The organism is Janibacter cremeus, from assembly GCF_029395675.1.
GTDB classification, from domain to species: domain Bacteria; phylum Actinomycetota; class Actinomycetes; order Actinomycetales; family Dermatophilaceae; genus Janibacter; species Janibacter cremeus_A.
In genome coordinates this window covers 2,008,532-2,021,570 of record NZ_CP115184.1, presented here as the reverse complement: position 1 = coordinate 2,021,570, position 13,039 = coordinate 2,008,532, and the positions used below count along the sequence as shown (strand labels likewise).

Sequence of the window (13,039 nt, the reverse complement as noted above, 5' to 3'; positions counted from 1 at the left end):
CTCAGGTCGCGAAGATCTGGGACTCGTCCGCGAAGGACTTGAACTCCAGGGCGTTGCCGGCCGGGTCGAGGAAGAACATCGTCCACTGCTCCCCGGGCTGTCCCTCGAACCGCACGTACGGCTCGATGACGAACTCGACGTGGGCCGCCCGCAGCTTCTCCGCGAGGTCGTGGAAGTCGTCGTGGTCGAGCACGAGCCCGAAGTGGGGCACCGGCACCTCGTGGTCGTCGACGGGGTTGTGACCCGCAGGGCCGGGGACGCCGCCCGAGGTCTGGTGCGTGACCAGTTGATGGCCGTAGAAGTTCCAGTCGACCCACCGCGTGTCCGAACGCCCCTGCCCGAGCCCGAGCACGCCGCCGTAGAACTCTCGAGCGGCGTCGATGTCGTCGACCGGGATGGCGAGGTGGAAGCAGGGGCGGTGCGTCATGGGTATCTCCTGAGGGACGTGGGATCCGTCCCCAGTAGACCGCACGGTCGACGGGGCGCGGGGATGGGGCCCGTCAGAACGAAACACCGGCCCTGATCCGTGGATCAGAGCCGGTGTCAGATGGTCGGGGTGACAGGATTTGAACCTGCGACCTCGTCGTCCCGAACGACGCGCGCTACCAAGCTGCGCCACACCCCGAGGTGCTTGCGCTGCCCGCAGTGGGCAACGACAAGGAAGAATAACCCAGAGACTGCTTCGACCCGTAATCGGGTGTCAGCCCTGCCCGTCGTCGGGTGATAACAGCGGGTCGAGGAGGCCCGGGCTCGTGGACTCACCCTCCGGCCCGGGGGTGTCGCTCGCCCCTTCGTCGCCGTCGCCCGTCGTGGCACCGTCATCCGTCGTCCCAGTCCGGGTGGTGCCGGGATCGGACGTACCGCCGTCCACGGTGGTCCCCTGTGGCGTGTCCGGGTCGAGCGGCTCGAGCGGTGGGACCACGGGCGCCCACGTCGGCTCGACCGGGGCGTAGGTGGCCGACGGCTCGGGCACCCACGTGCTGGTCGGCTCGGGAGACGGCGCCACGGGCGGCGCCTCCACCGGCTCGGCCTCGGTCACGAGGTCCTCCGTCGCCGAGACCACGGCCTCGGTCGTGCTCGTCGTCGAGGTGCTCGACGTGGAGGTCGAGGAGGTGGTCGTCGTCGACGAGGAGGTCGGGGGCCCACCGGTGGACGGGGGCGCCGGGCCCACGGCCGGCTGCGCCGTCGCCAGGGCCCATGTCGTGGTGCTTGCGGCGAAGACGACGGCGGCACCCAGGGCAACGGCCTCGTGGACCCTCATCGGGGGGCCTCTGCCGCCGTCAAGGTCATCAGGCTCGCCTCCGGACGGCAGGCGAAGCGCACCGGCGCGTAGCGCGAGGCGCCCAACCCGGCGGAGACGTGCAGCCAGGCCGCATCCGGCGGCTGGACCCGACCGGAGCCGGCCCCGGTCCACCAACGGGAGACTCCTCTGGCGCGGCGGCGGTCGAGATCGCAGTTGGTCACGAGCGCCCCGTAGCCAGGGACACGCAGCTGCCCGCCGTGCGTGTGACCGGCGATGACCAGGCGCGCACCGTCGGCGGTCATGGCGTCGAGGACGCGCTGGTACGGCGCGTGCGCGACGCCGATCGTCAGCGCCGCGTCGGGGTCGGCGGGCGCGCTGACGGATGCGTAGTCGTCGCGCTCGATGTGCGGGTCGTCCACGCCGACGAGATCGAGACGGCTGCCCTCCACCGCCATCGTCGTGCGCACGTTGTCGAGGTCGACCCAGCCACGATCGGCGAGGCCGGCGCGCAGCTCCTCGGTGGGGAGCGGGACCTGACCGTCCGGGACCTCGGCGTAGGCCGAGGTGAGATAGCGCGCGGGGTTCTTCGGGGTCGGTGCGAAGTAGTCGTTGGACCCCATGACGAAGACGCCCGGCCGCTCCAGCAGGGGGGCCAGCGCCTCGAGCGCCGGTGGGACGGCCCGGAGGTGGCTGAGGTTGTCGCCGGTGTTGACCACGAGGTCGGGCTCGAGGGCAGCGAGTGAGCGGACCCACTCCTGCTTGGCGCGCTGGCCGGGGACCATGTGGATGTCGCTCACCTGGAGCACGCGCAGCGGTCGCGAGCCCCGCGGCAGGACGGGCAGGGCGTACCGGCGGAGGGCGAACAGCCGCGGCTCGACCAGGGTGGCCCAGGCCAGGGCGGCCCCACCCGTGGCGGCGCCGTAGGCCGCGAGGCGGAGCGGCAGGGGAGTGGTCACCGGCTCATCCTCGCAAATGGTCATGGGCGAAGGGGGGATCCTGCGACAATCAGGTCCATGAGCGACTCCTTGAAGGCCACCCTCCGCACCGATCTCCACGCCGCGATGCGTGCCCGGGAGCAGGTCCGTGTCGACACCCTGCGCATGGTCCTCACCGGCATCAGCAACGCGGAGGTCTCCGGCACCGAGGCCCACGAGCTCAGCGACGCGGAGACGTTGAAGGTCGTGGCCAAGGAGGCCAAGAAGCGCAAGGAGTCGGCCACTGCCTACCGCGAGGCCGGGCGGCCCGAGCTCGCCGAGCGTGAGGAGGCCGAGCTGGAGGACCTGCAGGTCTACCTGCCGGAGCAGCTCGGTGACGAGGAGCTGGCGGGGATCGTCGACCGGGCGGTGGCCGAGGTCGGCGCGACCTCGATGGCCCAGATGGGGCAGGTCATGAAGATCGTCCAGGGCGAGGTCGCCGGCCGAGCGGACGGCGGCGCCGTCGCCGCGATGGTCAAGGCCCGGCTCGTCGGCTGACCGGCCCCATGAGGCACGCGTCGCCCCGGAGTGCGACGCAGGAGCGACGAAGTGGGCCGGTCACCGTGATGGTGACCGGCCCACTTCGTCATGGCCTCAGTTCGGTGAACCGGTCGAGGAGGGTCCACCGCCGTTGCCGTTGCCGTTGTTGCCCTGCCCCAGCGCCTGCGAGGTGGACGTCGGGGTGCTCGTCGGCGCCGGCTCCGGCGCCGGGGCCGGCGTCGGCGCCGGGGGAGCCGCCGTCGTCGGCTCCGGCGGTGGCGGCGGGGGTGTGTACGGCGGGACCCCGCTGGAGATGTACATGGTGACCGTCGATCCCTTGAGGGCCTCCTCCCGCGGGTCGGTGTACGCGACCGCCCCGGCCTGCTGGTTGCTGGCCACGGTGCTTCCCTCCGTGACCTTGAACCCGGCCTTCTCCAGGGCGGCCCTCGCCTGGGTGGGGCCCTCGCCCACGACGTCGGGGATGTCCCGCAGGTCACCCTTGACGATCTTCTTCCCGGGCTCCGGGAAGTCCTTCTCCTTCATCCCCTTCGAGGCGACGTTCATGATGTTGTTCCAGATCGGCGCCGCCAGGGTGCTGCCGAAGACGTTCTCGTAGTACTGGCCACCGATGGTGACGTTGTCCATCTCGAACTCGGTGATCGGCGAGCCGACCCAGATGGCGGTCGACAGCTGCGGGGTGTAGCCGGCGAACCAGGACTGCTTGTGGTTGTCCGTGGTGCCCGTCTTGCCGGCTGCCTCGCGGCCACCGTCGAGCTTCTGCCCGGCCGCGGTGCCGCCGTCCTCGAGGGTGCCGCGCAGCAGCTCGGTGACGCCGCGGGCGACCCCCCTGTCGAGGACCTTCTTGCACTTCGGCTTCTCGATCTTCATCTTCGTGCCGTCGGCGCGGGTGATGGACTGGATCGGTGTCGGCGGGCAGTACTTGCCACCCGCGGCGAGGGTGGCGTAGGAGGACGCGAGCTGCAGCGGCGAGGTCGAGTCCGACCCGAGCACGATGTTGGAGATCGCGTACTTGCCCTTGATCTTCTCGCCGCCGCTCTGGGCCAGCCCGTAGGGCAGCCCGTAGCCGTCGGTGAGGCCCATCTTCGCCATGACCTTCGGGATCGAGCACGAGCCGATGTCCGCGGCGAGCTGGGCGAAGGCGGTGTTGATGGACTTCGCGGTCATCTCGGCCAGGGTCAGTTCGCCGCCGATCTGGTAGTCATTGGACACCGCCCAGGTCGGGGCGCTGGTGCTGCAGTTGTCCTGGAACTGGTCGGGCGAGAACTGGTGGGGGTTGCTGATGCCGGCCGACGGGGCGTCGACGGTCGCCGACATCGGCATGCCCTTCTCCAGGGCCGCGACGAGCGCGTACATCTTGGCCGTCGACCCGATGGCGAAGCCGTTGGTCCCTCCGTACTGCGCCGGGACCGTCCAGGCCTGCTCGGAGTACCGGGTCGTCGCCTGCTCCATCCCGACCTTGTACTCGGAGGTCTGGGCGATGGCCCGCACCTTGCCGGTGCCGGGCTCGACGACGGCGCCGGCCGCACCGAACTTGTCGTCGCCGTTGGGCACCTTGTCCGTGAGGTCCTCCTTGAGCTCCTTCTGCCAGTCCCGGCGCAGGGTCGTCTTGATCTTCAGACCGGCGGTGTTGACCGTCTGCATGCGCGCGTCCGGGTTCGGACCCAGCTCGGGCATCTGCTTCAGGTAGGCGATGACGTAGTTGCAGAAGTACGGGTCGACGGCCTTCGAGCAGGTGCCGCCCTCGTTCTGGCGGATCTTGAGCAGGTCCTCCAGGTCCTTGGCCTTGGCCTTCTCACCCTCCTCCTGGGTGGCCCAGCCCAGCTCGACCATCCGGTCGATGACGACATCGCGTCGCTTCTGGACCTCTTCGGTGTTCGTGCGTGCGTTGAGCCGGCTGGGGGACTGCACCACTCCGGCGAGCGTGGCGGCCTCGGAGAGCCCGAGGTCCTTCGCGTTCTTGCTGAAGAAGTGCAGGGACGCGGCCTCGACGCCGTAGGCCTGGTCGCCGTAGTACGCGAGGTTGAGGTAGCTGCCGAGGATCTGCTTCTTCGTGTGGGTCTTCTCGACGTTGAGCGCGTACTTCAGCTCCTGGAGCTTGCGCGCGTACGTCTGCTCCGTCGCCGCTGCGACGGCCTCCCGGTTGTCGTTGCGCGCGGCCTTCTCCACCAGCATCATCTTCACGTACTGCTGGGTGATCGAGGACCCGCCCTGCGTCGACTGCGAGGTCAGGTTCGACACGAGGGCGCGGCTCGTGCCCCGCACGTCGATGCCGCCGTGCTCGTAGAAGCGGCTGTCCTCGATGGCCAGCTGCGCCTTCCGCATCACCGGTGCGATCTTCTCCAGGGGCACGACGATGCGGTTCGCGTCGTAGGGCGTGGCGAGGAGCTTGTCGTCCGCGGAGAAGATCTTCGACTGCTGGGCCAGGGGGTTGGCCGTGAACTCGTCATCGAGGTTGTTGAATCCCTGCGCGGTGGCCTTCGCCGCGTTCCCGGAGGCACCGGCGAAGGGGATGACGAGTCCGGCACCGACGAGTCCGATGCCGACCGACACGGCGACGAAGGCGCCGAGCAGCCGGGCAAGATGTGGCATCCGGGAGGCAGACATGCGGCAAAGGGTAACGTCCGAACCTGAGCGGGTCCGGCAACCTCGGCGGCGGTTCGGCGCCCTGTCACGAACGTCCGGCGAGCGCCTTCCCGATGTCGCGCAGCCCAGTGAGGTCGTGGATGTCGACCGGGTGCGCCGGGACCGTGCCGACCGGCACTCCCGGGTGCGAGGTGCGGAAGCGGGTGATGATCGCTCGGTGACGGGCGGCGTCCTCGGCGGCCTGGGCGTGCACCCGCAGCAGCGAGACCGCGAGGGGGTGGGTCCCCGTGGCCCCGAGCCGGTCCGCGGCGTCCTCGGCGCGCCCCGCGCTCAGCTGCTTGGCGGCGGTGACGCGCACCCGGTTGACGAGGAGCCCGGCCAGAGGCATCTGCTCGCTGGCCAGCCGCTCGATGAAGAATCCCGCCTCCCGCATCGCGTCGCGCTCCGGTGAGGCCACGACGAGGAAGGAGGTCTCCGGGTCGGCCAGTAGCGCGTAGGTCTGGTCCGCCCGCTGACGGAAGCCACCGAACATGGTGTCCATGGCGGCGACGAAGGTCTGCATGTCGCGCAGCATCTCCCCGCCGAGCAGCTTCGTCATGATCCCGCCGGCCAGCGAGACCCCGGCACCGAAGACGCGAAGGGAGGCGCGGCCCCCGACCTTCGCCGGCGCCATGAGCAGTCGGATGAAGCGTCCGTCGAGGAAGGACCCCAGTCGCTTGGGGGCGTCGAGGAAGTCCAGGGCGGAGCGTGAGGGCGGGGTGTCGACGATGATCAGGTCCCAGTCGCGCGACCCGTCGCTGATCTGGGCGCGGAGCTGCCCGAGCTTCTCCATCGCCATGTACTCCTGCGTCCCGGCGAAGGAGCTGGACACCGCGATGTAGAAGGGGTTGGCCAGGATCTGCGCGGCCTTCTCGGGCGAGGCGTGGGCCTCGACGACCTCGTCGAAGGTCCGCTTCATGTCGAGCATCATCGCGTCCAGCGAACCGCCCGCCGAGGTGTCCAGGCCCGCCACCGGACGTGGAGTGTTGTCCAGCTCGTCCAGCCCGAGGGACTGGGCCAGCCGTCGGGCGGGGTCGATCGTGAGGACGACCACGCGACGTCCCTGCTCGGCGGCGCGCACGGCCAGTGCGGCAGCGGTCGTCGTCTTGCCGACGCCACCGGAGCCGCAGCACACGATGATCCGTCGTGCGGGATCGGCGATGACGGCATCGAGGTCCAGGGCCGTCTCGGTCCGGGGGGCCATCACACGCCTCCCTGCTCGGCGAGGGTGCCGGCGAGTACCCGCAGGTCCCCGGACTCCACGCCGTCGGCCAGGTGCGGCAGCGTGCGGACGGGGACGGGCAGGCTGGCCAGCACCTGTTGTTGCTCGAGCTGCAGCCGGGCCCGCATCACGTGGTCGGCGCCCTCGCGGAGCAGTCCGGAGACCATCGCCGGTCCGGCCTTGATGTCGACGACGCCGAGGGCCTCGCTCACCGCGTCCCTCACCTCCGGGGCCTGGTTCGCGACCGCCGCAGCGTGCTCCTCCGCGACGAGCGGCTGGCGGACGCCGTTGGCGATGACCGACCCCACCCGCAGGGAGAGGTCACCGAGCTCGGCGATGGCGTCCCTCGTCTCCTGGACCGGCATCTCCTCCAGGAGCGTCACCACGTGCACCGACGTGGCCGGGCTCTGCAGGACACGGGTGATCGACTCGGCCTGGTTGTGGATCGGCCCCATCCGGGCGACCTCGGAGACCTCCTCGTTGACCGCGAGGAACCGGCCGATCCGTCCCGTGGGCGGACCGTCGAGGACGACCGCGTCGTACACGGGGCGCTTGCGGGCCCCCTTCGTCTGCCGCCCGACGGCCTCGTAGACCTTGCCGATGAGCAGGACGTCCCGGACCCCCGGAGCGATCGTCGTGGCGAAGTCCACCGCCCCGACCTTCTCGAGGACGGAGCCCGCACGTCCGAGCTTGTAGAACTTCTGCAGGTACTCCATCAGCGCGCTCTTGGGGTCCACGGACAGGCCGAAGAGCTCTCCTCCGGAGGGGTCGCTCACGAGGTGGCGCTCGCTCGACCCGAGTGGAGCCACGTCCAGCACCTGCGAGATCCCCTGACGCCCCTCCACCTCGGCGAGCAGCACCCGTTGACCGCGAGCCGTCAGGGCCAGCGCCATCGCGGCGGCGACGGTCGTCTTGCCCGTCCCGCCCTTGCCGGTCACGACGTGCAGTCTCACGCGGGGGTCCGAGGGGGAGTCCACACCCGTCACCCTACGAGTAGGGTGCCGACATGACCCAGTGGGAGTACGCAACAGTGCCGCTCATCGTCCATGCCACCAAGCAGATCCTCGACCAGTGGGGCGAGGACGGGTGGGAGCTCGTCCAGGTCGTCCCCGGCCCGGACGGGACCAACCTGGTGGCCTACCTCAAGCGGCCCAAGGGCGCCTGATGGGACGCATCGACGATCGTCTGGCCGAGCTGTCCATCACGCTCGCGGAGCCGGCGGCACCGGCAGGCGCCTACGTCCCGGCCCTCGTGGACGGCAACCACGTCCTCACCTCCGGACAACTGCCGATGGTCGACGGGCAGCTGCTCGAGACCGGGCACGTCGGTGCCGAGGTCGACCCGGACCGGGCCAAGGAGCTCGCGAGGACGTGCGCGATCAACGCGCTCGCCGCCGTCAAGTCCGCCATCGGGGACCTCGACCGCGTCGAGCAGGTCACCAAGGTCGTCGGTTTCGTCTCCAGCGCACCCGACTTCACCGGCCAGCCCGGGGTCATCAACGGTGCCAGCGAGCTGCTGGGCGAGGTCTTCGGCGAAGGGGGCATGCACGCCCGGTCCGCCGTGGGCGTCGCCGCGCTCCCACTCGGCTCGCCGGTCGAGGTCGAGGTGACCGTGAGGTTGCGCGACTGATGGTCGAGCGGGACTTCCTGCTCGACGCCGACGCCCGGCGAACGCTCGGGGTGGCGGAGGGCGACGCCGCTCCCGCCGAACCGGTCACCCCGCGACTGGCGTCGACCGTGATGCTGCTGCGTGACGACGAGGGCCCGCTCGAGGTCTTCATGCTCCGGCGGGTGGCCCAGATGGAGTTCGCTGCGTCGATGCACGTCTTCCCCGGGGGCGCGGCCGACCCGCGCGATGCCGAGGACGAGCTGCCGTGGGCCGGACCGGCCGTCGAGGAGTGGGCCGAGCTGCTCGGCACCGACGAGGCCGCGGCGCGGATGCTCGTCGCCGCTGCGGTGCGCGAGGTCTTCGAGGAGACCGGTGTCCTGCTGGCCTCGCCGGCAGGCGCCGAGGGTGAGCCGCCGCGGCTCGACCTCGATGACGCACGGGAGCTGCGTCGGGCCCTCGTGGCCCGGGAGATCGGTTTCGGTCAGGTGCTGCTGGACCGTCGGCTCGTCCTGCGCAGCGACCTGCTGCGCTACCGGGCGCACTGGATCACGCCCGTCGTCGAGCCGCGACGCTACGACACGAGGTTCTTCGTCGCAGCCGTCCCCATCGGCCAGGATCCCGATGGCGACACCAGCGAGGCGGACCGGTCCGGTTGGACCCGGCCGCAGGCGCTGCTCGACGCCTTCACCGACGGTGACGTCATGCTGATGCCTCCGACGATCGTCAGCCTGGAGCAGCTGGCCCCCGTGACCACCGTGCGGGCGGCCATGGAGCAGGACCTTCCCATCGCGCCGGTGATGCCCGAGTTCGTCATCTCCGACGCCGGACCGGCCATGCGCGCGAGCCTGCCGTGAGCCCGGCGCGTCCTCCCGAGCCCTCCGTCCCCGTCGGGGAGTGGCAAGGCGGTCAGGTCACGGTGCACGCGCACTGTCTCCTCCAGGGCAATCCCGGTCCCATGACGCTCGACGGGACCAACACCTGGGTCCTGCTCCCGCCCGACGGGAGCGAGGCGATCGTGATCGACCCGGGTGAGGACGAGGCGGCGCACCAGCAGCGCGTGGTCGACCACGTCGCGTCGCTCGGGGCTCGCGTCGGTCGGATCGTGCTCACGCACGGGCACATCGACCACAGCGAGGGAGCCCCGCGTCTGGCCCGGCTCACCGGTGCGCCCGTCCAGGCCGTGGGGCGAGGACACGACGACCTCTCCGACGGAGATGTGCTGCGGACCGCGGGCCTCGAGGTCCGCGTGGTGACCACCCCCGGGCACACCGCCGACTCCATCTCCTTCGCCCTCCCGGCCGACAACGCGCTGCTGACCGGGGACACGGTCCTCGGGCGGGGCACCACCGTCGTCGCCCACCCCGACGGGGAGCTGGCGGCCTACCTCGACTCGCTCGAGCGCATCAAGGCACTCACCGGCGGGGGAGAGGTCACCTCGATCCTGCCCGGTCACGGACCGACGATCCCCGACGCCGCATCGATGGTCGACTTCTACCGGCTCCACCGGCGCGAGCGACTCGACCAGGTCCGCGCGGCACTCGCCGAGGGCGCGCAGACGGCCGATGACGTCGTGGCGACGGTGTACGCGGACGTCGACCGCTCGGTGTGGCCCGCCGCGAAGATGTCCGTCCTCGCCCAGATGGCCTACCTCGGCGCCTGAGCCGGCCACGACAGGGCGAAGGGGGCCGGGAGGCTCCGCGGACGCAGGCACGGCATCGCCCTTGGCGCGAAGTCGGTCCTTCTCCCTGATGGTTCCGGAGTCCTGCCGGGCCCGACTTCGGCCTGAGCCGGGCGACGCCATCCCTGCGTCCTCACCTCACCTCCGACGCACGACGAAGGCCGCAGCGCGGTGCGCTGCGGCCGGTGTCGTCGCGCAAGTCAGCGGGCGCGGCGGGTGAGGCGCTCGACGTCGATGAGCAGGACGGCGCGCGCCTCGAGGCGGAGCCACCCACGGCCGGCGAAGTCGGCGAGCGCCTTGTTGACCGTCTCGCGCGAGGCGCCGACGAGCTGGGCGAGCTCCTCCTGGGTGAGGTCGTGGGCGACCATGACGCCCTCCTCGACGGGACGCCCGAAGCGCTGGCTCAGCTCGAGCAGGGCCTTGGCCACGCGACCGGGGACATCGGTGAAGACGAGGTCGGCGAGGTTCTCGTTGGTCCGGCGCAGGCGCCGGGCCAGGGCGCCCAGCAGCGTGCCCGCGATGCGGGGGTGGCTGCTGAGGAGGGTGACCAGCTGCTCGTGCCCGAGTCCGATCAGCTGCGTCTCGGCCACGGCGGTCGCCGTGGCCGTGCGCGGACCGGGGTCGAAGAGGCTGAGCTCTCCCAACATCTCGGACGGGCCGAGGATCGCCAGCAGATTCTCCCGACCGTCCGTGGAGGAGCGGCCGAGCTTGATCTTGCCCTCGGTGATGACATACAGACGATCACCCTGGTCGCCCTCGTTGAAGAGGACGTCCCCGCGCTCCATGCGCACGGGGGTCATCGTTGCCATCACCTCGGCGGCGTCGGCGTCGTCAAGAGTCGCGAAGAGCGGGGCGCGGCGTACGACATCGAGGTTCACACAGCGCAGTGTGCCATGCGAGGGGATTTCCGTGGGGTGCGGTCACCCGGAAGCCTCAGGCCGCACCCCATTAGGCTGCGAGGGTGTCTGCCGAACGCGTCGAGTCCCCACTCGCCCTGACCCGTCGAGCTCGCCGCATGTACCGCACCCTGCACGAGCGGTACCCGTACGCGCACTGTGAGCTCGACTTCGCCGACCCCCTGCAGCTGCTCGTCGCGACCGTCCTCTCGGCGCAGACGACGGACGTCACGGTCAACCGGGTCACCCCTGAGCTGTTCTCCCGCTGGCCCACCGCGGCCGACCTCGCGTCGGCCGACCGGACCGAGATGGAGGAGGTGCTGCGACCGACCGGCTTCTACCGGGCCAAGACCAACTCGGTGATCACGCTGGGCGCGGCCCTCGTGGAGCGGTACGAGGGGCAGGTCCCGCCCCGGTTGGCGGACCTGGTCACGCTTCCGGGCGTCGGTCGCAAGACGGCGAACGTCGTTCTCGGCAATGCCTTCGGCATCCCGGGGATCACCGTCGACACCCACTTCGGTCGGTTGGCGCGGCGCATGGGCTGGACGGACGAGGAGGACCCCGTCAAGGTCGAGCAGGCCGTCGGGCGGCTCATCCCGCGCAAGGAGTGGACGATGCTCAGCCACGTCCTGATCTTCCACGGACGGCGGACCTGCCACGCCCGGCGACCGGCGTGCGGTGCCTGCCCCGTGGCCAGGTGGTGCCCCTCGTACGGCGTGGGTGAGACCGACCCCGTGGCGGCGGCCAAGCTCCTCAAGTTCGAGCTGGCGCCGGGCGCGGAGGCGAAGGGGGGATGACCCGCCATACCGGGGCGGAGCCGCCCGAGTGGCTGCTGCAGTGCGAGGTGAACCTCCACGCGGACCTGCCGGACTGGTTCACCCGCTTCGAGCCGCCCGACGACCCGCCGCGACGTTCCGCGGTCCTCATGCTCTTCGGTCCCGGCGACGACGGGACCCGCGTGGTGCTCACGGAGCGGTCGGAGACCCTGCGCAGCCACGCCAGCCAGGTCTCCTTCCCGGGCGGCAAGCTCGATCCGGGTGAGACACCGGTCCAGGCCGCGCTGCGGGAGACGTGGGAGGAGGTCGGGGTCGACCCCTCCGAGGTCGAGGTGATCGGTTCCTTTCCCGACCTGTGGCTCGGGCCGAGCAGCAACGCTGTCACCCCGGTGCTGGGCTGGGTGCGGGAGCCGCACCCCCTTCGCGTCATCGACAGGGGCGAGGTGGCACGCGTCGAGTGGGTGCCGGTCGCGGAGCTCGTCGAACCGACCAACCGGTTCACGGTCAAGGGGCCGTCCGGTTACGTCGGGCCGGGCTTCGACGTGGCGGACCTGTTCGTCTGGGGGTTCACCGCACAGCTGCTGGCGGTGCTCATCGAGGCCGCGGGGATCGACGTCCCGTGGGACGAGACCGTCCGGCGGCGGTTGCCGTGGCGCTTCGTGCGGCAGTACCTCCATGGCCGGGGTGGACGGCGCTGAGCCAGTCGACGAGGAGCGAGTTCATCTGCGACGGGGCCTCCTCGGGCACGAAGTGACCGACGCCCGGCACCTCGGCGGTCTGCAGCGGTCCGCTCGTGTGGCGACGGCTCTCCGCGGACAGGATCGGTAGCGAGGACAGGTCCTGCTGTCCGTGGACGTGGAGCACGGGGACCGTGATCTCCTTCGAGACCCGGTGCAGGTATCGGGCACCCGAGGGGGTGAGCGGGCAGCGGTACAGCCACCGGTGGTACTCCGCGGCCGCCTGACCGGCGAAGGGCACGGACAGCGCCTCCGTGTACCGCGCGACGACCTGCGGGGTCAGCCATGCCTGGTCCGGTCCGGACCAGGCACGGAGACGGCGACCCACCGTCATGGCCTGGCGGCCGGAGGCGAAGGGGGCCTGCATCGCCCTGAGGTGGCCGTTGGAGCGCCACTGCAGGGGGTGGCGCCACATCGCGCGGTGGAAGACCGCCGGATGGGGGACGCCCACCGGCGCGATGGCGGCGGTCACGTCGGGGCGCAGTGCCGGCATGCTCCAGGTGAACCACCCACCCAGTCCTTGGCCGACGAAGACGGCTCGGTCCGCGCCCAGGCTGCGCACGACGGCGGCGAGGTCGTCGCACGCGGTCGGGCCGTCGTACCCGGCGGGAGGCTTGTCGCTCGCCCCGAAGCCTCGGAGGTCGAGCGCCACGGCGCGGTATCCCGCCGCGGCCACCGCTGGAAGCTGGAATCGCCAGGACCACCAGAACTGCGGGTAGCCGTGCACGAAGAGGACGAGAGGACCGCTGCCCATGGCAGCGACGTGGAACCGGGCGCCGTTC

General features: G+C 71.1%; 15 protein-coding genes and 1 tRNA gene. 7 read left to right on the top strand and 9 right to left on the bottom strand.

All coding sequences use genetic code 11. The annotated features are described in order from the left end of the window. Position 1 precedes the first annotated feature (1 nt). The 4 genes from O9K63_RS09475 to O9K63_RS09460 form a co-directional block, all read right to left on the bottom strand. A complete protein-coding gene (locus O9K63_RS09475; RefSeq protein WP_277237335.1) occupies positions 2–427 on the bottom strand; it encodes a VOC family protein in 426 nt (141 codons plus the stop codon). A 121-nt stretch (positions 428–548) separates the two neighbouring features. Then, positions 549–625: transfer RNA gene (locus O9K63_RS09470), tRNA-Pro, on the bottom strand. A 75-nt stretch (positions 626–700) separates the two neighbouring features. Then, positions 701–1,261: a hypothetical protein gene (locus O9K63_RS09465; protein WP_277237334.1), complete on the bottom strand. Its 561-nt coding sequence runs from the start codon at positions 1,259–1,261 to the stop codon at positions 701–703. Continuing rightward, entirely contained in the window at positions 1,258–2,199 is a 942-nt protein-coding gene (locus O9K63_RS09460) for a metallophosphoesterase (RefSeq protein ID WP_277237332.1), read from the bottom strand. The genes O9K63_RS09465 and O9K63_RS09460 overlap by 4 nt, the downstream gene beginning before the upstream one ends. Before the next feature lie 57 nt (positions 2,200–2,256). Between O9K63_RS09460 and O9K63_RS09455 the strand changes: the two genes are divergently transcribed. Continuing rightward, positions 2,257–2,715 carry a GatB/YqeY domain-containing protein gene (locus O9K63_RS09455; RefSeq protein WP_277237330.1) on the top strand — a complete coding sequence of 153 codons (459 nt, stop codon included), beginning with the start codon at positions 2,257–2,259 and terminating at the stop codon, positions 2,713–2,715. Between the two features lie 96 nt (positions 2,716–2,811). Here the strand turns inward: O9K63_RS09455 and O9K63_RS09450 are convergent, their stop codons facing one another. The 3 genes from O9K63_RS09450 to O9K63_RS09440 all read right to left on the bottom strand — a co-directional run bounded on the left by O9K63_RS09450 (position 2,812) and on the right by O9K63_RS09440 (position 7,539). Next, entirely contained in the window at positions 2,812–5,322 is a 2,511-nt protein-coding gene (locus tag O9K63_RS09450; protein WP_277237328.1) for a transglycosylase domain-containing protein, read from the bottom strand. A 64-nt stretch (positions 5,323–5,386) separates the two neighbouring features. After that, positions 5,387–6,544: an ArsA family ATPase gene (locus O9K63_RS09445; RefSeq protein ID WP_277237326.1), complete on the bottom strand. Its 1,158-nt coding sequence runs from the start codon at positions 6,542–6,544 to the stop codon at positions 5,387–5,389. Next, positions 6,544–7,539, bottom strand: a complete 996-nt coding sequence (locus tag O9K63_RS09440; RefSeq protein ID WP_277237324.1) for an ArsA-related P-loop ATPase — start codon at positions 7,537–7,539, stop codon at positions 6,544–6,546. The genes O9K63_RS09445 and O9K63_RS09440 overlap by 1 nt, the downstream gene beginning before the upstream one ends. 29 nt (positions 7,540–7,568) lie before the next feature. On the opposite strand from O9K63_RS09440, the gene O9K63_RS09435 reads away from it, so the two are divergent. From O9K63_RS09435 to O9K63_RS09420, 4 genes are all read left to right on the top strand, one after another. Further along, positions 7,569–7,727, top strand: a complete 159-nt coding sequence (locus tag O9K63_RS09435; RefSeq protein ID WP_277237322.1) for a DUF4177 domain-containing protein — start codon at positions 7,569–7,571, stop codon at positions 7,725–7,727. Next, positions 7,727–8,191, top strand: coding sequence for a RidA family protein (locus O9K63_RS09430; protein WP_277237320.1), 465 nt, complete (start codon positions 7,727–7,729; stop codon positions 8,189–8,191). Before O9K63_RS09435 ends, O9K63_RS09430 begins: the two co-directional genes overlap by 1 nt. Continuing rightward, positions 8,191–9,024, top strand: coding sequence for an NUDIX hydrolase (locus O9K63_RS09425; RefSeq protein ID WP_277237318.1), 834 nt, complete (start codon positions 8,191–8,193; stop codon positions 9,022–9,024). The genes O9K63_RS09430 and O9K63_RS09425 overlap by 1 nt, the downstream gene beginning before the upstream one ends. A 101-nt stretch (positions 9,025–9,125) precedes the next feature. Beyond that, a complete protein-coding gene (locus O9K63_RS09420; RefSeq protein ID WP_277237317.1) occupies positions 9,126–9,830 on the top strand; it encodes an MBL fold metallo-hydrolase in 705 nt (234 codons plus the stop codon). A 218-nt stretch (positions 9,831–10,048) separates the two neighbouring features. On the opposite strand, the gene O9K63_RS09415 is transcribed toward O9K63_RS09420, so the two are convergent. Next, positions 10,049–10,726 carry a Crp/Fnr family transcriptional regulator gene (locus tag O9K63_RS09415; protein WP_277237315.1) on the bottom strand — a complete coding sequence of 226 codons (678 nt, stop codon included), beginning with the start codon at positions 10,724–10,726 and terminating at the stop codon, positions 10,049–10,051. Positions 10,727–10,863: 137 nt separating this feature from the next. Between O9K63_RS09415 and nth the strand changes: the two genes are divergently transcribed. After that, on the top strand, positions 10,864–11,541 hold the full coding sequence (gene nth / locus O9K63_RS09410) for an endonuclease III (protein ID WP_277242302.1): 678 nt from the start codon (positions 10,864–10,866) through the stop codon (positions 11,539–11,541). Beyond that, positions 11,538–12,218, top strand: coding sequence for an NUDIX hydrolase (locus O9K63_RS09405; RefSeq protein WP_277237313.1), 681 nt, complete (start codon positions 11,538–11,540; stop codon positions 12,216–12,218). The genes nth and O9K63_RS09405 overlap by 4 nt, the downstream gene beginning before the upstream one ends. Here the strand turns inward: O9K63_RS09405 and O9K63_RS09400 are convergent. After that, complete coding sequence (locus O9K63_RS09400) at positions 12,112–13,011, bottom strand: alpha/beta fold hydrolase (RefSeq protein ID WP_277237311.1); 900 nt, start codon at positions 13,009–13,011, stop codon at positions 12,112–12,114. The genes O9K63_RS09405 and O9K63_RS09400 overlap by 107 nt on opposite strands. Between the last annotated feature and the right edge of the window lie 28 nt (positions 13,012–13,039).